18 protein-coding genes are annotated in these 17274 nt (G+C 72.4%); all 18 read right to left on the bottom strand.

From position 1 onward, the window contains the following. Positions 1–810: 810 nt before the first annotated feature. The 18 genes from PSED_RS31990 to PSED_RS31905 all read right to left on the bottom strand — a co-directional run bounded on the left by PSED_RS31990 (position 811) and on the right by PSED_RS31905 (position 17198). Positions 811–1656: a hypothetical protein gene (locus tag PSED_RS31990; protein WP_143770698.1), complete on the bottom strand. Its 846-nt coding sequence runs from the start codon at positions 1654–1656 to the stop codon at positions 811–813. Between the two features lie 17 nt (positions 1657–1673). Beyond that, on the bottom strand, positions 1674–2420 hold the full coding sequence (locus PSED_RS31985) for a DUF6390 family protein (RefSeq protein WP_013678356.1): 747 nt from the start codon (positions 2418–2420) through the stop codon (positions 1674–1676). Continuing rightward, on the bottom strand, positions 2417–3547 hold the full coding sequence (gene hypD / locus PSED_RS31980) for a hydrogenase formation protein HypD (protein ID WP_013678355.1): 1131 nt from the start codon (positions 3545–3547) through the stop codon (positions 2417–2419). Before hypD ends, PSED_RS31985 begins: the two co-directional genes overlap by 4 nt. A 37-nt stretch (positions 3548–3584) precedes the next feature. Next, the gene (locus PSED_RS31975) at positions 3585–3857 is read right to left on the bottom strand and encodes a HypC/HybG/HupF family hydrogenase formation chaperone (RefSeq protein WP_013678354.1); all 273 of its coding nucleotides are present in this window, start codon (positions 3855–3857) and stop codon (positions 3585–3587) included. 11 nt (positions 3858–3868) lie between these two features. Beyond that, positions 3869–4978, bottom strand: coding sequence for a hydrogenase expression/formation protein HypE (hypE, locus tag PSED_RS31970; RefSeq protein WP_013678353.1), 1110 nt, complete (start codon positions 4976–4978; stop codon positions 3869–3871). Further along, a complete protein-coding gene (locus PSED_RS31965) occupies positions 4975–5649 on the bottom strand; it encodes a D-sedoheptulose-7-phosphate isomerase (RefSeq protein ID WP_013678352.1) in 675 nt (224 codons plus the stop codon). Before PSED_RS31965 ends, hypE begins: the two co-directional genes overlap by 4 nt. After that, complete coding sequence (locus tag PSED_RS31960; RefSeq protein ID WP_013678351.1) at positions 5649–6374, bottom strand: HypC/HybG/HupF family hydrogenase formation chaperone; 726 nt, start codon at positions 6372–6374, stop codon at positions 5649–5651. Before PSED_RS31960 ends, PSED_RS31965 begins: the two co-directional genes overlap by 1 nt. After that, complete coding sequence (locus tag PSED_RS31955) at positions 6371–6631, bottom strand: HypC/HybG/HupF family hydrogenase formation chaperone (RefSeq protein ID WP_013678350.1); 261 nt, start codon at positions 6629–6631, stop codon at positions 6371–6373. The genes PSED_RS31960 and PSED_RS31955 overlap by 4 nt, the downstream gene beginning before the upstream one ends. Position 6632: 1 nt before the next feature. After that, positions 6633–8972 (bottom strand): carbamoyltransferase HypF, encoded by a 2340-nt coding sequence (gene hypF / locus PSED_RS31950; RefSeq protein WP_013678349.1) that lies wholly within the window; start codon positions 8970–8972, stop codon positions 6633–6635. Beyond that, positions 8969–10171: an NHL repeat-containing protein gene (locus PSED_RS31945; RefSeq protein WP_013678348.1), complete on the bottom strand. Its 1203-nt coding sequence runs from the start codon at positions 10169–10171 to the stop codon at positions 8969–8971. Before PSED_RS31945 ends, hypF begins: the two co-directional genes overlap by 4 nt. Further along, positions 10168–11088, bottom strand: a complete 921-nt coding sequence (locus PSED_RS31940) for a NifU family protein (RefSeq protein WP_013678347.1) — start codon at positions 11086–11088, stop codon at positions 10168–10170. Before PSED_RS31940 ends, PSED_RS31945 begins: the two co-directional genes overlap by 4 nt. A 10-nt stretch (positions 11089–11098) precedes the next feature. Beyond that, entirely contained in the window at positions 11099–11452 is a 354-nt protein-coding gene (locus tag PSED_RS31935; protein WP_013678346.1) for a hypothetical protein, read from the bottom strand. 3 nt (positions 11453–11455) lie between these two features. After that, on the bottom strand, positions 11456–12715 hold the full coding sequence (locus tag PSED_RS31930; RefSeq protein WP_013678345.1) for a tetratricopeptide repeat protein: 1260 nt from the start codon (positions 12713–12715) through the stop codon (positions 11456–11458). A gap of 10 nt (positions 12716–12725) precedes the next feature. Then, a complete protein-coding gene (locus PSED_RS31925; RefSeq protein ID WP_143770694.1) occupies positions 12726–13046 on the bottom strand; it encodes a hypothetical protein in 321 nt (106 codons plus the stop codon). Positions 13047–13051: 5 nt separating this feature from the next. Further along, positions 13052–13891 carry a hydrogenase maturation protease gene (locus PSED_RS31920; protein WP_013678343.1) on the bottom strand — a complete coding sequence of 280 codons (840 nt, stop codon included), beginning with the start codon at positions 13889–13891 and terminating at the stop codon, positions 13052–13054. After that, positions 13888–15495, bottom strand: a complete 1608-nt coding sequence (locus PSED_RS31915; protein ID WP_013678342.1) for a nickel-dependent hydrogenase large subunit — start codon at positions 15493–15495, stop codon at positions 13888–13890. Before PSED_RS31915 ends, PSED_RS31920 begins: the two co-directional genes overlap by 4 nt. A gap of 69 nt (positions 15496–15564) precedes the next feature. Further along, positions 15565–16536, bottom strand: coding sequence for an NADH-quinone oxidoreductase subunit B family protein (locus PSED_RS31910; RefSeq protein ID WP_013678341.1), 972 nt, complete (start codon positions 16534–16536; stop codon positions 15565–15567). Between the two features lie 134 nt (positions 16537–16670). Continuing rightward, entirely contained in the window at positions 16671–17198 is a 528-nt protein-coding gene (locus PSED_RS31905; protein WP_013678340.1) for a DUF1641 domain-containing protein, read from the bottom strand. Between the last annotated feature and the right edge of the window lie 76 nt (positions 17199–17274).

Here is a 17274-nt window from a genome sequence, read left to right as displayed (position 1 = left end):
GGTCTCGGCTCCCGCCCAGGACGAACCATCGCGCCCGCAGCTTGACATAGGAGCAAGTGGACGCCACTCCGACCACCGAGCCGATCGGAGGTGCGCTGCGCCGACGTTCACCGCCAGCTGGTCATTTGCGCAGGAGGGCCCTGGTGCCGCCGGCGCGGTCTCGGGCGAGTTCTTCGAGCTCGGTGAGCGAGCGATGCGTGACGCGCTTTCACACCACCAACGCGCCGCCGTCGCGGTCGACATGTGCTCGATCAGCGCCGTAATCCCCCTGCGCCGCGCTCCTAATCCCGGCCCTCGGCCTCGGGCATGCAGAGCGCCTCGCGGAGCAGCGGGTGCTTCCGCTCCATCGCCGTCCGGATCTCGTGATCCCCGGCCGGCACCGGGCAGGCGAGCACGAAGCGCTCGACGCCATTCGGCGGGGTCTTGCGCGCAGCGAGGCTAGCCAGCCAGGCGCGAGCACCGTCGTCGCCGCGCGCCAGTCCTCGTTGACCTCGATCACCCGCTGACGCTCGGCCTTCTCCTCCTCCCTCATCGCCCGCCGCTCCTCCCGGCCCTGGGCCGGGCGGGTCGGTCCGGTGGCCGTTGGCCTCGGCGTCGAGGCACACATGCACCGCCGCCTCGCGGCTATACCGCGCTCGCTCAGTCCAACCGTGCACGTCAGGGCGTTCACCGTGCTCAGGATGCTCGACGTGCGACGACAATTCGTGCCACGAACCGTGCCACGCATGTGTCTCGTCGATGATTCACGATCCTTGTGACGTACGTCCCGCTACGTCCTTCTCTGATTGCCGCCCCTACTACCCCAACACGTTAAGCCCTCGCGTTCCCGAACGGGCCGAGAGCCGCCGGAAGTTCGAGGAGCTGTGGGTCGACCGTGCTGCGACAGCGGGCCGACGTCTGAATGCCGCCGAGAACCGCGGCGGCGTCGCGCGCCGCTTCAGGCCCGGTAAATTGCACGGCTCCGCTGTCGGGGCCGTCACGATGGGCGAGGAGCCAGTCGTACAGCAGCCAGTCGACGGCGCAGGCCACGATGAGCGGGTCGCCGTCGCCGGCATGCCGAACGACCGCTTCGAGGGCATCACGGTGTTCCCGGCGCGCCGCGTCTTTGTGTACTCCTGAGCTGTCGAACAGCAGCTGTGACAAGGTTGCCGGGTACCGGCGCCCGTCCTCGGTGCGGATCACCCACCGGCCACCGGCCCAAGGCCGTTCCGGGTCGACCACGATCAGCTGTCCGTAGCCGCTGACTACACCGAGGCGCGGCTGGTCGAGCTCGCCGTCGAAGGGAGCGGGACCCAGCAGTCCGAGCGGGAACCTGGCGCGGATGCCGATAAAGGCGGCGGTACCGAGGATCTGCCCGGCCCGCGCGTCGACGACCGTGCCGAGGACCGCCGCGGCGTCGCAGTACTCGACGCAAAGCCGGTCGATGGCGCGATGCAGCTCGCGAAGGTCGGTGCGCTCCGCAGCCGTCGGCGCGCGGCTGCCGCCGAGCACCTGACCGAAGCGTCCCGCGGCGAGGACCATAGCGTCGTCAAGGGCGGCGAGGTGGGTCGGGACGAGCCGGTGCGGTTCGCTGTCGAGGTGGACGAGGTCGACGAGGCCGACCGGGGTGCCGCCGGGGGTCACCCAGTGGAATCCGATCTGCTCGTCGGTCTGCACGATCCGTGGTCTGGCCATCAGTGCTCCCGCGCCAACCTTTCGTTGGTGATGTCGATGCGCCGCAACGTGTTCTTGTCGAGATCGGCCGCCTGATCCGGGGTGAGCCGCCCGCACAGCCAGTCCCAGTGCAGCGCGACGACCTCGCCGGGCGCGGCGTCGGGCACGAAGCTCAGACCGTCGACGGCGACGGGGACCTCGCCCGTCGCCGGCTCGCCGAGCGCGAGCGCAGCGCCCTCCCAGGTCAGCCGCCGGGCCGACACCGTGATCCGGTCGCCCTCGCGGGCGCAGACGACGGCCGGCCGGATCCGGCAGCCGTCGAGGACGGTCATCGGTGGGTCTAGGGGCCCGCGCCCGAGCAGCCGGGTCCACGGGTAGACGCCGAAGACGTGGAAGCCGTGGTCGGCGGCCGCCTCGGGCAGCAGGTCCGGGGTGAGGTGGGACCAGTAGTGCCCGGCCTGCGGACCGATCCGGTCGAGCAGCCTGCGGCCGAACTCCTCGCCGTCGACCACGTCGTTGAGCCCGCCACCCAGCCAGTAGGACTCCACGACCCGCCGGTCGAGCGGATCGTCGATCCCGGCCAGCTCCGCGAGGACCACGAGGTAGTGCCATGCCCCCGAGAACCGGCGCGCCGCGGCCCGCACGGCCTGCTCGTGACCCGCCTCGGCACCAGCTGCCGCTAGCGTCGCCGACTCGGGAGGGCCGCAGAACCCCAACTTGTTGGGGGCGTAGGCGTAGCGGGCGAACAGCCACGCTCCGTCCGTCATCGGCGGGACTGCCCCACGAGCTGCGCGGCGTCGCGGTGCATCCGGCCGAAGTTGTAGTAGGCGGCGCAAGCGCCCTCGGGCGAGACCATGCAGGTGCCGATCGGGGTCTCCGGGGTGCACGCGGTGCCGAACACCTTGCACTCCCATGGCTTGAGCACGCCCTTCAGTACCTCGCCGCACTGGCACGCCTTCGGGTCGGCGATCCGCACCCCGGGCAGGTCGTAGACCTGCTCGGCGTCGAGGTCGGCGAAGTCCTCGCGCAGCCGCAGCCCGCTCTGCGAGATGAACCCCAGCCCACGCCACTCGAAGTGGGGGCGCAGCTCGAACACCTGCGCGAGCAGCGCCAGCGCCGCTGGGTTCCCCTCCGGGCGGACCACCCGTGAGTACTGGTTCTCCACCTCGCAGCGGCCTTCCCGGATCTGGCGCAGCAGCATCGCCACCGAGGCCAGGATGTCCAGCGGCTCGAAGCCCGCGACGACCAGGGGCTTGCCGTAGACCTCGGGCACGAACCGGTACGGCCGGTTGCCGACGACCGTTGAGACATGCCCGGGACCGAGGAACCCGGAGAGCCGCAGGTCGGGTGAATCCAGGATTGCCTTGATCGGCGGCACGATCGTCACGTGGTTGGAGAAGACGCTGAAGTTCCGCACGCCCAGCTCACGGGCCCGCACCAGCGTCACGGCCGTCGACGGGGCGGTCGTCTCGAACCCGACGGCGAAGAACACCACCCGCTTGTCGGGGTTGTCCACGGCGATCCGCAGGGCGTCGAGCGGGGAGTAGACGAACCGGACGTCGGCGCCGCGGGCCTTCGCGTCGAGCAGGTTGCCGTTGCTGCCGGGGACGCGCATCATGTCGCCGAACGTCGTGAAAACGACGTCGGGCTGCTCGGCCAGCCAAATCGCGTCGTCGACGCGGCCCATCGGGATGACGCACACCGGACAGCCCGGGCCGTGGACCAGCTCGATGTTCGCGGGCAGGACGTGTTCGAGTCCGTGGCGGTAGATCGTGTGGGTGTGCCCGCCGCACACCTCCATGAACTTGAACTCCTCGTCGCCTGCCAGGCCGCTGATGGCGGTGAGCAGCCGTCGGGCCGCGGCCGGGTCGCGGAACTCGTCGACGAATCGCATGCGGTACTCCTCGCGTGTGGTGGGGGGCGCGTCGGGGTCAGACGATCGAGGTGCTGTCGTAGGCGGCGAGCTCGTCGCGGTACGTCTCGCCGAGTCGTTCGACCGCCTGCAGCGTCAGCCGCGCCTCCTCCTCGTCGATGCGGGCCATCGCGAAGCCGACGTGGACGAGCACCCAGTCGCCCTCACCGGGCGGGTCCTTCTGCAGGAGCCGGACGCTGATCATGCGGCGGACGCCGTCGATCTCGACCTTGGCCAGATGCTCGGCGGCGTCGACGACCTCGACGATCCGGCCGGGGATTCCCAGACACATGTGACATCTCCTCAGCAGATTCGCGGCAGCGGGTCGCCGACGAGCATGTCGACGATGCGGGTGCCGCCGAAGCCGGTGCGCAGCGCGACGGTCGCCCCGATCGCGTCGGTCACCTCACCGATCAGGGCCGCGTCGGCGCCGAGCGGGTGGGCGCGTACCGCGGCCAGCGCCGCATCGGCCTCGCCCGGATCGAGAACGGCGACGAACTTGCCCTCGTTGGCGACGTAGAGCGGATCGATCCCGAGCAGCTCGCACGCCCCGTTGACGACCGGCCGGATCGGCAGCGACCGCTCGTCCAGCACGACGCCCAGCCCGCTGGCCTGCGCCAGCTCGTTGCAGACGGTGCCGACGCCGCCGCGGGTCGGGTCACGCAGCCAGCGCGTCGCCGGAGCCGCGGCGACCATCGCCTCCACCAGCTCGCTCACCGCGGCGGTGTCGGAGGCGACGTCGGCGTCGATGTCGAGGTCGCCGCGGGCCAGCATCACCGCGGTGCCGTGGTCGCCCATGAAGCCCGAGAGCAGCACCCGGTCGCCCGGCCGGACGGCGGCGGCCGAGAACGCACGGCCGGCGGGCACGACCCCGACCCCGGCCGTGGTCACGAACAGCCCGTCGGCGGCACCCGTCGGGACGACCTTGGTGTCGCCGGTGACGATCCGGACCCCCGCGCCTGCCGCCGCAGCCGCCATGTCGGCGACGATCTCGCGCAGCTGCACGATCGGGAACCCCTCCTCGATCACGAAGGCCGCCGACAGCCACGCCGGTCGCGCGCCGGCCATCGCCAGGTCGTTCACCGTTCCGTGCACGGCGAGATGGCCGATCGAGCCACCGGGGAACCTCAGCGGCTGCACGACGAACGAGTCGGTCGAGAAGGCCAGGCGCTCCCCTCTCGGGGTGGCGAGCACCGCGCCGTCGCCGAGCTGGTCGAGCTCGTCGTTGCGGAAGGACTCCACGAACACCGCGTCGACGAGTGCGGCCGACGCCTTGCCGCCCGCACCGTGGGCCATGGTGACGATCTCGTCGCGCAGCCGGGGCCGCCGCCGCCGGAACGCCTCGATCCGTTCGATCACCTCGTGTTCGGCGAACGACGGTCCGCCGGTGTCACGAGGAACGGTGCCGGTCATGGCTGTCCTTCCGATACTGCGTCCGGTCGGCCGAGGTGGCTGTGGACGAGCGACCACAGCCGGTGCCCGAGCAGCGCCTGCGACTCCTGGATGCGGTGCACGCTCTGCGACCGGACGACGAGGCAGGCGTCGACGTCGGGGCTGTCGGCGAACTCGCCGCCGTCGTAGCCGGCGAAACCGACGGTGTACATGCCCTGCCGCCGGGCCTCCCGCAGCGCCACGGTGAGGTCCGCGGAGCTGCCGCTGGTCGACACCGCGACGGCGATGTCGCCGCCGTCGCCACGGGCGATGAGCTGGCGGGCGAAGACCAGCTCGAAACCGACGTCGTTGCCCAGTGCGGTGAGGATCGCCTGGTCCGCGGTGAGCGACCAGGCCGGCAGCGGCGGGTGTTCGGGAGGGTGGGCGAACAGCCCCGCCAGCGTCGCCGCGTCGGTCGAGCTGCCACCGTTGCCGAAGGTGAACATCCGCCCGCCCGCGGCGAACCGCCGCGCGATCTCGGCCGCCGCGGCGGCCAGGACGGGACCGCACTCGTCGAGGCTGCGCCGGCGCAGCGCGGCGCTCTCGACGGCCTTGGCCCGCGCCGACGCGGCCAGGTCGCTTAGCAGGGCCGCGGCGTCGGTCTCCTCGGCGTCGATGAACGGGTAGAGGAACCCGGTGTCCTCGCTGGTCATCACGGCTCCTCGGGGTCGATCCGGCTGATCGCGAGCCCGGCGTGGACGAGCACCAGGTCGCCCGGCGCGACGGGTCCGACGAGAGTGGTGTCCACCCGCTCGGTGCCCTGGGCGGTGCGCGCGGTAGCCGGGTCGAGGCCCGACGCCGGGGTGAGGACCTCGGCGAGGCGACCCTCGTCCGAGCAGGTCACGCACACCTCGTCGGTGCAGTCCGGCGCCGTCGTGAGCAGTCCGGGGTGCTCGAAGCAGACGTGGGTGAGCTCCCACAACACGTGGTAGAGCAGGACGAACCCGCCGGTCGCAGGCAGGCTCGGGGCCGGGTCGTCGAGCCACAGTACGTGATCGGCGGCGCCCTGCGGGGGCCGCTCGCCGTTGCCGATCCACAGGGTCGTCACGCCCCAGGCGGGTGCGCGGCGCATCACCGAGGCGACGGCGGAGTCGTCGGCGGCGGCGACGGCGAGCACGACGTCACCGGGGCGGACCGAGATCCGGACCGACGGGACGAGGTCGGGTCCGGTGAGCGCAACCGCGGGCAGTGCCCGCTTGCCGACGACGACCGGGTGCACGAACTCGACCGCGACGTGGTGGGCGTGCGGCTCCCAGGCCGGCGCGAGACACCACAGCGTCGCCCCGGCGGCGAACCGTCGCGCCAGCGTCAGCGATGCGTCGGCGAGGTCGGCCGCGAGCGCCTCGTCGACCAGCGGGGCCGGCGCCGCGGTGCTCACGAGCCCGTCCCTGCGGGGTCCGGCATGCCGAACACTCCGTACTCACGCATCGTCGCCAACGTCACCATCGCGGACTCCTCGTCGAGCCGGGTCAGCGCGAACCCGGCGTGGATGATCGTGTAGTCGCCCACCGCCAGGTCGGGAAGGTAGGACACGCAGACGTCGCGGGTCTCCTCGGGGAACCGCACGCGCGCCATCGGAGCGCCACTGTCCGCGGTCCACACCTCGACTATCCGTCCCGGGATGCCCAGGCACATGTCACACCTCCCGCTCGACCGGCCCGTGCCGCCGGGCCCTCGCCACTGCCGCCGCCACCGCCGCCTGGCCCAGCGCCAGCCCACCGTCGTTGGGCGGCACCAGACGGTGGACGAGCACCTCGAAACCGCGGGCGCGCAGCCGGTCCCGGCACGCGCGCAGCAGCAGCACATTCTGGAACACCCCGCCGGTGAGCCCCGCCAGCCGGATGCCGTGGGCCCGCCCGGCCCACGCGACCGCCACGGCCGTCGCCTCGGCCACGGCCTCGTGCATCCCGGCCGCCAGCGCCGCGACCGGGATTCCGGCACGCAGCCCCATCACCAGGCCGAGGACCAACGGCGTCGGGTCCAGCACACCGTCGGCGCCGACGCCGAGGCGCAGCGGCGCCGAGCGCTCGGCTCCCGCGGCGAGCCCCTCCAGCTCGATGGCCGCCTGCGCCTCGTAGTCCACGCGCGGGCACACCCCGAGCAGGGCCGCGGCGGCGTCGAACAGCCGCCCCATGCTGGTGCAGGCCACGGTCCCCGCACCGGAGGCCAGCTGGCTGCCGACGGCGGCGAGCTCGGCCGGCGTGGCCTGGACGACCGGGGGAAGGTCCTCGACCCAGGGCACGCCGGCCGAGCTCAGCTGGGCGAGCGCCGTCCGCCAGGGGTTGCGGACGGCTGCGTCGCCGCCGGGGAGCGGCGTCTCACGGAGGTGGCCGACGCGCTCGAAGGTCGTGATGTCGGTGCCGACCCGAAGCAGCTCGCCGCCCCAGACCGCGCCGTCGATGCCCAGTCCGGTCCCGTCGTAGGCGACGCCGATGATCGGCTCCCCCAGCCGGCCGTGCTCGGCGAGCAGGGACACGACGTGGGCGTGGTGGTGCTGGACCAGCGTCAACGGCCGCTCCCTCGCCGTGCGCTCCGCCCAGCCGCGGGTGAGGTAGCCGGGGTGCAGGTCGGCGGCGAGGGCCACCGGGTCGCCGTGCAGCGACCCGAGCTGTGCCACCGCGCGCTCGAACGCGAACGAGGTCTCCAGCGACCCCATGTCCCCGACGTGCGCGGACAGGTGGGCACGGCGGCCGTCGGTGAGGCAGAACGTGTTCTTGAGCTCGCCGCCCGCGGCCAGCACCGCGGGCGCGTCGGCACCGAGGTCGATCGGCAGCGGGGCGTAGCCGCGGGAGCGCCGGATCGGCAGCTCGCGCCCGTCGACGACGCGGACGACCGAGTCGTCGACAGGGACGTGGATGGGCCGGTCGTGGCCGAGCACGGCGTCGCACAGCGCCGGGAGCCGGTCGCGGGCGTCGGCGTCGGTGTGGCAGATCGGCTCGGCGCTGATGTTCGCGCTGGTCAGGACGAACGCCTCCGGTACCGGAGCGGTGGAGCCGGGGACCTGGGTGAACAACAGATGGTGTACCGGGGTGTAGGGCAGCAGCAGGCCCAGGTGCGGGCTTCCCGGTGCGACCTGGTCGGTGACCGGGGCCGAGGGCAGCCGCCGGAGCAGAACGACCGGCCGTGCCGGGGAGGTGAGCACCGCCGCCTCGTCGTCGTCGACGCGGGCGAACCGCCGCGCCGCCGCGAGGTCGGCGACCATGACCGCGAACGGCTTGCCGCCACGGGACTTGCGTTCCCGCAGCCCGCGCACCGCGTCCGCGGCGTCGGCGCGGCAGGCCAGGTGGAACCCGCCGAGCCCCTTGACCGCGACGACCGCACCGTCGGCGAGCAGCCGCTGGGCAGCCGCGATCGCGGCGTCGGCGTCGGTCACCACGCCGGACGGGCCGTCGAGACGCAACCGTGGCCCGCAGTCGGGGCAGCACACCGGCTGGGCGTGGAACCGCCGGTCGGCCGGGTCGTGGTACTCCCGGGCACACCGCTCGCACATCGGGAACCCGGCCATCGTGGTGGCCGGCCGGTCGTAGGGCAGCGCGGTGATGATCGTGAACCGGGGCCCGCAGTTCGTGCACGTCACGAACGGGTGCCGGTAGCGGCGGTCGGCGGGGTCGTGCAGCTCCCGGACACAGTCGTCGCAGACGGCGGCATCCGGTGGCATCAAGGTCAGCGGTCCGTCGGCATCGCGGCTGGCCACGATGCGGAACCCGGACTCGTCGGCCAGGCCGACGGGCTCGCTCCCGACGCCGGTGACGCGCGCCATCGGCGGCGCCTGCGCGACGAGGGCATCGGTGAAGGCGCGCAGGGCGTCCTCCGGGCCCTGGACCTCGATGAACACGGCCGCCGCGTCGTTGCCGACGAAGCCGGTCACCCCGAGCCCGGTCGCCAGCCGGTGCACGAAGGGACGGAACCCGACGCCCTGCACGACGCCGGTGACGGTGAGCCGGCGACGGGCCACCGCGCCGGTCCCGGTGCTCATCCGCGTCGCCACAGCACCACCCGGTTGTTGCCGGAGTCCGCGACGGCGAGCACGTCACCGTGCACCGACAGCCCGTACGGCCAGCACAACGTGTCGTGCTCGACGGCCGACCAGCGGTTCTCGCCGTTGGTGGTGAACGACGGCTGGGCGAGCACATGGTCGGCGGCGCGCCCGCCCGCCCAGTCGCCGTCCCAGGCCAGGATCCGGTTCTGCGCGGTGTCGGCGACGAAGAGCCGTCCGGCCTCGAGCGCGAGCGCGTAGGGGAACCGGAAGCGGTCGCCGCTGTGCGGACCGTAGGGCCACTCCGCCGAGGAGGACATGTCGGGCTGGCCGATGACCAGCTCCGCGGGACGGTCGCACCGGGGCGGGTCCTGCCAGCCCAGGATCCGGTGGTTGCCCGCGTCCGCGACGAGCAGCACGTCCGCGGTACCGGCGAGGTCGTGCGGCCAGCGGAAGCTGTCCGCCGCCGCCTCGCCGCCCCGGTTCTCCTCCCGGCTCGCGGCGTCGGGCTGACCGAGGACCAGGTCGGCGGGCCGCCCGTCGCCAGGGATGCCGTCGTCCCAGCCGAGGACGCGGCGGTTGCCCGTGTCGGCCACGAGAAAGCGGCCGTCGATCACCGCGACGCCGAAGGGCCAGTAGAAGGTGCAGGCGTCGCAGGCCCGGCCCGCGTTCGGTTCCACCGACGACGCGTCCGGCTGCCCGATCACCAGGTCCGGGGCGACGTCGTCGTGCCGGGGAACGCTGTCCCACACCAGGATGCGGTGGTGCCAGGCATCGGCGACGACGAGCCGCCCCTCGTGGACGAGCACCCCCGTCGGCAGGTTGAGACCTCGCTCGGGCCCGCGGCCACCCGCGGCCCGCCCCTCGGTCGTGCCGTCGGGCTGGCCGAGGACGACGTCGGCAGGCCTGCCGTCCTGCGCGGGGACACCGTGCCAGATCAGCACCCGGTGGTTGCCCGAGTCCGCCACGACCAGGTGATCGGCGTCGACGTGGACACCGCGCGGCGAGTAGCACCACGCCCGGGTGGGCGCCGCCGGCGGCAGCGCCAGCCCGCCCGGGGCGGGCGCCCCGATCCAGGTGGTGGCCCGCCAGCCGCCGCTGAGGTCCGGCCCACCCGCGGCGGCGTCCGGCCGCGCGGCGGTCGGGCCGGTGGTCGAGGTGGCGACCCGGACCCGCAGCGACGAACGGCCGACGCTCACGTGTGCACCCGGACCCAGATGCGGTCGCCGTCGACCCGCACCGGCAGCTGCTCGAGCTGCGCGCCGGGTGCGCTCAGGCACTCCCCCGACGTCGCGTCGTAGCAGAAGCCGTGCCACGGACAGGTCAGGGTCCCGGCCCGCACGTCGAGCAGGGCGCCGTCGAGCGGCAGCCCTTCGTGGGCGCAGGCGTTGCGGTAGGCCGAGATCCGGTTGTCGACATTGACGACGATCACGTCGGCGCCGGTGCCGTCGTCAGCGGCCAGCTGCACGGCCGCCAGCGCGCCGGGGGCGACGTCGTCGGTCCCGAGGCCGTCGACCCAGCCGGGGGGCAGCCCGGTGGAGCGGGGGAACATCGACTCGACCGAGATCAACGTCGGAGTCGGCTCGTTCGGCAGCACCTCGACGGAGCGGATCGCCGGCACCTGCGCGACCAGCGCCTCCTCGACCAAGTTGCGCAGTGTCACCGCGGACATCGAGCAGCCGTTGCAGGCGCCCTCCAGGCGCACGTAGGCCACACCGTCGGCCACGTGGGCGAACGCGACGTCCCCGCCGTGCGACTGAAGCTGGGGACGCACCGTCGTCAGGACCCGCTGGGCGTGGGTCGCGGGGTCGGGACGGACGATGCCGTGCAGGGACAGCAGCAGGTGTACCACGGGGTCGTCGACCAGGGTGAACAGCAGATCACGGGTCTCCGGCCGCTCCCGCATGGCGCGCACGATCGCGCGCAGCCCAACACGGTGGATCTCCTCGATCGCCGCCCGCAGCTCGGCGGCGGCCTCACCGGCCGCGCCGTCGAGGGCGGAGGCCGCCTCGACCGCCCGATCGACCCTCCCCGCGAGGTCCTCGAAGGACGGTTCCGCCTCCGTCGCGGCCGGACCGGAGGATGCCGCAGGGGTGCTCTTCGTCGAGGCCGTCATCGCCGTCTCCTCACTGTTTCCACTCGGTCCGCGCGAGCCGCTCCACGACCTTCGCCGTGAGCAGGTCGGCGAACACCGACTTCGCCAGCCGGTCCAGCACCGCCGCCACTGTCTCCTCGGGAGCGACCAGCCTGCGGTGCAGCGCCTGGAGGACGAACGCGGACCCGGCGACGTCGTCGAGCCGATGGTCGGCGAACACCGTGTCGACGAACTCGGCCAGCCTGACCCCGTCGTCCCCGCTGTCGTCGCGCAGCCTGCGCAGCGCCTCGGCCCGACTGTCGCACCTGGCCACGACGTGGGCCGCGTACCGCTCGGTCACGTCGTTGAGCAGGACGTCGAACTGGTGGCGCTGGTAGGGCTGCACGGGTCAGTCCTCACTGCGTCGCAACGCCTGCTGACGTGCGATCTCGTCGAGCACGCCGCGCACGGTCCGTACCGCCTCGACGTCGCCGAACTCCTCGAAGACGAACCGCGCGTCGTAGAGCTTCGCCTTGGCGACGTCGAACATGCCCAGGTGTGCCAGGACGTTGCCCTGGTTGGCCAGCACGCGCGCCCGCCCCATCGGGTCCTCGTCGCGCGAGCGCACCTCCAGCACCTCCTCGTAGAGCTCGACGGCCTCCACCAGGTTGTCCGCCTGGTGCGTCGAGGGCGAGTAGACGAGCGAGTTCGCGAGGTTGAGCTGGGCGCTCGCCCACTCGGTCGGGTGGTCGGCTCGCGTGTAGACGGTGAGCGCCGAGCGCAGCGACTGCACCGCGATCCCCGTCCGCAGCTGGTCGGACGCCTGGATCATCGGAGCCGTGAGGTAGGCGGCGGCGAGGTTCGCGTGCGCCGACGCCCACACCAGCGGGGCCTCCACGGAGGTGACCAACCGCAGCGCGGCGTGGTAGTGCGGGATCGCCCGGCCGGTCTGTCCCAGCTCGTGCAGGGCCAGACCCGCCGCGAGGTGGGTCTCGGACCGCGCGACCCGCATGTCCCGCGCCTCGTCGAGGCCCCGCAGCGCCGCCTCCAGCCGGTCGACGACGCCGTCAGTGGGTGCCGCGGCCCGCTGTTGCTCGGCGCCCGCGGCGGCACCGCGCAGGACCGCGGCGAGGACCGGGGTGCTGCCCTCGCACAGCGACACCGCCGCGTCGAGCAGGTCCACCGCACCCGCCGCGTCACCGTCGGCCAAGGCATGCGTCGCCCGCGCGCACAGGACGAGCGCACCGACCTCGCCGGTCGCCGCCCCGTCCACCGGGGGTCCGGCGGCGACCCCGACGGTGAAGGCGACCACGTCCACGAGCACACCCATCTCACCGAGATCGGCGCGCAGCGTTTCGGGTGTGCCGCCCACCGGGTCCAGGACGAACCGGTTGAACCGGCTCACCGGATCGTCGCCGGTGAGCGCGGCGAGGGCGGCGTCCTGGTCGCCCTCGACGACGAGCCGGTGCGCGGCCATCCGGTCGGGCCAGGTGGTGGGGAGCCGCCCGGCGAGCAGATCGAGGCGGGCGGCCTCCGTGTCGGCACCGGCGGGGACGAGCAGGTAGCCCAACGGCAGTGGGAACGCACCGATCGGCAACGGTCGCACCGGCAGGCCGGTGCCGTCGGCGGAGTCGTTCGGCGCCGACAGCGCGACGGTCTCAGCAGTCATGGCACGGTCCTCACAGGTCACGGTCGGCGGCGCGGCGGATCAGCGAGGCGCTGATCTCGGCCCGCGCGCGGGTCGGGTAGGTGTCGATGCGCCTCCGGACGACACCGTCGCTGAAGACCACCACGATCTCGACGGCCCAGCGCCCGCGGTCCTGGACGATGACCGTCTCCACCCCGACGGCCACGGCCGGGGGCTCGGCGGGGCCGTCGGGGCGGTCCGGGTCACCCTCGGCGGGGACCGGATCGCGCGGTGGCTCGGGGACGGCGCCGGTCCCGGAGGCCGCGGCGTCCTCCGGTTCGTCCTGCGGCGCCGAGGCCGGCCGGTCGGTCACGGCGATCATCGTGCCGTGCCGAGCGGGATCCGCAAGGCCCCCTGCTCGGCGTCCCAGATCGCCTCGTGGACGCCCACCGGGACCCGGTCCTCGAGCGTCTCGCGGACGAGCACGGCCCGGTCCCCGGCGAGGTTGCGCTGCTTGAGCAACAGCCCGCCACTCTGCGGCCGGCTCAACGGCACCAGCCACAGCTCACCGTCACGCAGCGCGGCGACCGCGGCATCGGCCGGGAACCGATGCGCGGCGAGCCGGGCACCCAGCCTCAGGTAGCCGTCGTCGGTGAACTCGACGCTCGGTACGCCCGGCCCGTCGTCGGCCGGTCGCAAACGCGCTAGGAAGTCGCGTTCGACGATCGCGATCACGTCCTCCATCGCCGCACGGACGGGCTCACTCAGCTCGCCCCCCAGCTCGACGCTGCCGGCCTCCACGAGGAAGACGGTCACGTCGTCGGGGCACTCGTCGCCGAGGACCCAGCGGGCGAAGCTCAGCGCGTGGTCCCAGCGGAACAGGTGGCTGTGCAGCCCCTGCAGCGGGGGCAGCTCCCCCAGCTCCGAGCCCGGCACCCGGTACACGGTGCCGGGCGCGGCGCCGGTCGCGGCCGCGTCGATCAGGACGACCTGCGCCGCGCCCCGCATCTGGAATGCGACGTCCATGCCCGCGGTGCCGCCGTCGACGATCCGTGCCCCCTCCGGGACGCCGCGTTCCCAGAGGTGGCGGACCAGGACGGGACCGACCCCGTCGTCACCGCGCAGCAGGTTGCCGCAGCCGACGACGACCACGTCGCACGGTGGCCGGCCCGAGTCCGGTCCGGCCGATACCGCCGCAGCGCCTGCCAAGGCGGTCACACCATGCCGTTGATCACGAACTTGCTCAGCTCACGACCCGTCTTGCCGTCGTAGGCGTGCACCGTGCAGACGAGGCAGGAGTCGAAGCTGCGGGCGACGTGCCCGAGCTCGACCGGGTCCTCCTGGTCGGCGATCGGGGAGCCCACGAGAGCGCGCTCGATCGGCCCGGCGATCGCGGCGCCGTCACGCGGCCCGATGTTCCACGCGGTGGGGGTGATCACCTGGTAGTTCTTGATCTTGCTGTCCTCGATGACGACCCAGTCGGCGAGCGAGCCCCGCGCCGCCTCGGTCGCGCCGAAACCGCGGCCCTCGGCGTACTCCGTCGGCTTCGTGTAGAAGCTCTCGTGCAGGTCGAGCTGGTCGAGCCAGCTGCGGACCCACTTGTAGTACTTGGGGCCCTCGTGCATCCGGGCCAGCTGCCGGGTCAGGACCGACGGCCCGATCTTGGAGAGGATGTCGACGAACAGCGGGTCGGCGTCCTGGTGGGACGCCGCGCCGGGCGCGCCCGCGGCCATCCGCCGAGCCAGCGGACCGGCCTCGAGCGGGATGTGGCCGAGGCCGGGGACGTCGTAGCGGGGCGACTTGGCCCAGCTGTACTTTCCCTGCTTGCGGCCGACCTCCGGGTCGATCGGGCGGGTCTCGCCGTCGAACGGGTGCAGCGCCCCGGTGCCCTCGTAGAAGGAGTGCGTCACGTCCTCGCGAACCCGGGACTGGTCGAAGTCGAACCACTGTCCCTTCGCGTAGATGCCCGAGCGGCCGACCAGCGCCGCGTTGCGACCGTCGATCGTGGGGTTCTCGTAGAGCGAGGGCTCGAAGTAGGTGCCCATCGCGAGGTAGTTGCCCACGCCCGCGCCGTACTTGTCGAGCCCGATCTCCAGGGCGTACCGGATGAAGAAGCCACAGTCGCTGTTGTACTGGGACTCGTTCTCCTCGACCCAGGCGAGCACGTCCTCCCAGGTCTTGTTCTCCAGCCACCGGTCGACCGAGCAGCCCAGCCACTGCTTCTCGAGCCAGTTGTCCTTCCAGTGCTCAAGGATCGAGATCGAGCGGGTGACGTCGGACAGCGTCGGCGCGCACATGACCCCGCCCGGGACCATAAAGCTAGAGTGCGGCCACTGCCCGCCGAAGATCGCGTACACCTCGACCGGCTTGTTGGACAGCACGACACCAGGCTGATAGCTCGTCCCGACGTAGGGGGCGAACCGCCGCACGGCCTCGGCGTAGTTGGGAGCCTTGGCGTAGTTCTTGTTGGTCAGGTCGATCGCGAACAGGGCGTAGAAGTAGCGCGGGATGCTCTGCAGCGTCTCCGCCGCTTGACAGATGTTGCGGACGAGGGTGGCGTTGGGCGGCATGTGCGTCTTCCACGCCACGTCGAGCGCGTAGGCCGACTTATAGAGGTGGCTGCCGCCGCAGATGCCGCAGATGCGCGGACAGACGATCAGACCGGCCTGGGGGTCCTTGCCCTGCAGGATGATCTCGAAGCCGCGGAACATCGCGGCCTCGGTCCAGGCGGAGGTAACAACGCCGTCCTCGATGGTGACGCGCACGTCGAGATCGCCCTCGACGCGGCCCAACGGACTCACGAACAGGTCGACAGAGGTCATGATGGGGGTGTCCTTTCGGGAACGGCCAGGAGTGGGTGGTGGACAGTTCGCGCCTCAGGCCCGAGGCCCTCAGACCACGAACATGTCCTCCTTCGACCACTGCGGCGCGGCGATGCGTGCGGCCGCCGCGTGTGCCATGTACGTGAGGTGGTCGCTGCCCTCCGGGACCTCCTTGGGGATCATCCCGCTGACCTTCTGGGTCTTGAACACGGTCCCCGGGGCGAGGTCGAAGAACGGGTACTCCGGCTCGGTGCACCCCATGCACGGCTGCCCGGCACGGGTCTTGGACGACTGCCGGTTCCACAGGATCCGATTGCACGGGGAGTGCGTCATCGGGCCTCGGCAGCCGAACTCGTAGAACAGGCAGCCCGTGCGGGTACCCTCGCCGAATGAGGTCGTCGTCTGCTTGTACTCGAAGAACTGGACACGCGTGCAGCCGGTCTGGGTGAACGTCTTGAAGAACGTCTCCGGTCGGTGCAGTTCGTCCAGGGCGATGTCGCCGGCGCGGCCGGTGGCGAGCGCGACGATGACCTGGGTGATCCAGTCCGGGTGCGCGGGGCAGCCCGGGATGTTGATGACCGGCAGGCCCATCTGGGAGCGGAAGTCCGGGCCGAGGAACCCGCCGCGTTCCCTCTTGTGGAACTGCAGCCCGGTCGAGCCCGACGGGTTGGGCTCCATCGCCGGGATGCCGCCCCAGGATGCGCAGTCGCCGATGGCGACGACGATCTGCGCCTGGGCGGCCAGCTCGGTGACCCAGTCCTTCATCGGCCGGTCGGCGAACATGTCAAAGCGGCCGGTCCCGTCGGGGCCCTCGATGACGGTGCCCTCGAAGACGAAGATGTCCAGTGGCCGCTTGCCGGTCGCGCAGTCGTTGAACAGTGTCTGGGCCTGACTGCCCAGCTCCATGCCCAGCGACGGGTGCCACAGCAGGTCGAGACCGAAGTCGACGATCAGGTCGACGACGTTGGGTTCCTCGGCGTTAAGGAACGACATCGTGTTGCCGCTGCATGCTCCGCCTTGGAACCACAGCACGGACGCCATGGGAACTCCTCTCGCGCGCGTCCTCGACATCGAGGTCGCTGTCGTGGTGGGAGACGGCGCTCGACGGCCGTCGGAGTGATCGCGGTGGTGGGTCTCGGTTGGGGTCGAGGGTCGGGCATGGAGCCCGGGGACGGTCAGTGGGAGGCGTCGAGCTGCTGACCGAACGCCTTGGCAACCTGCATCAGGTAGCCGAGACCACGGGAGACGTCGTCGTCCTTGAGGGCTCGAAGCAGCCCGAACACCCCGGTCGGGACGGAGCGGTCGGTGTCGATCCGCTCCCGGCCGACCACGAGCGCGTGGGCGAGCTGGGAGATGACCTCGACTGCCTTCGGGTCGGTCAGGCTGCTGCGCAGCAACGCGTCCAGCGCGGGCGTGGCCGAGCTGAGCGAGCCCGACAGCGTCGCGACGCTGGAGGCCAGCCCCTTGAGGTCGACCGAGGGCAGGTCCTCCGCGCCACCGCGCAGCTCGCCGATCGCATCGGCGAGGGACGCGCCGATGACCTCGCCGCGACTGACGAGACCGTCAAGCCCGACGACGAGGATCGCGAGCAGGTCGGCGTGGTCGAGCAGGTTCCCCAGGGCAGCCGCGACGCGCGGCTCGTCCAGCCGCGCCAGGAGTTCGTCGGCAGGGGACTGGGCGACGAGTTGGCCGTTCGGAGTCACGGGGCCTCCCGGAAGGGTGCGACGTACGGGTGAGCTGGCGCACAGGCTAAGCAGAGAAGCGCGCCGCGCCTATCGC

This window comes from Pseudonocardia benzenivorans CB1190 (assembly GCF_000196675.2).
In the GTDB taxonomy this organism is placed as follows: domain Bacteria; phylum Actinomycetota; class Actinomycetes; order Mycobacteriales; family Pseudonocardiaceae; genus Pseudonocardia; species Pseudonocardia benzenivorans.
Note: the sequence above shows the minus strand (reverse complement) of the source record. Positions and strands in the feature narration are given on the sequence as shown.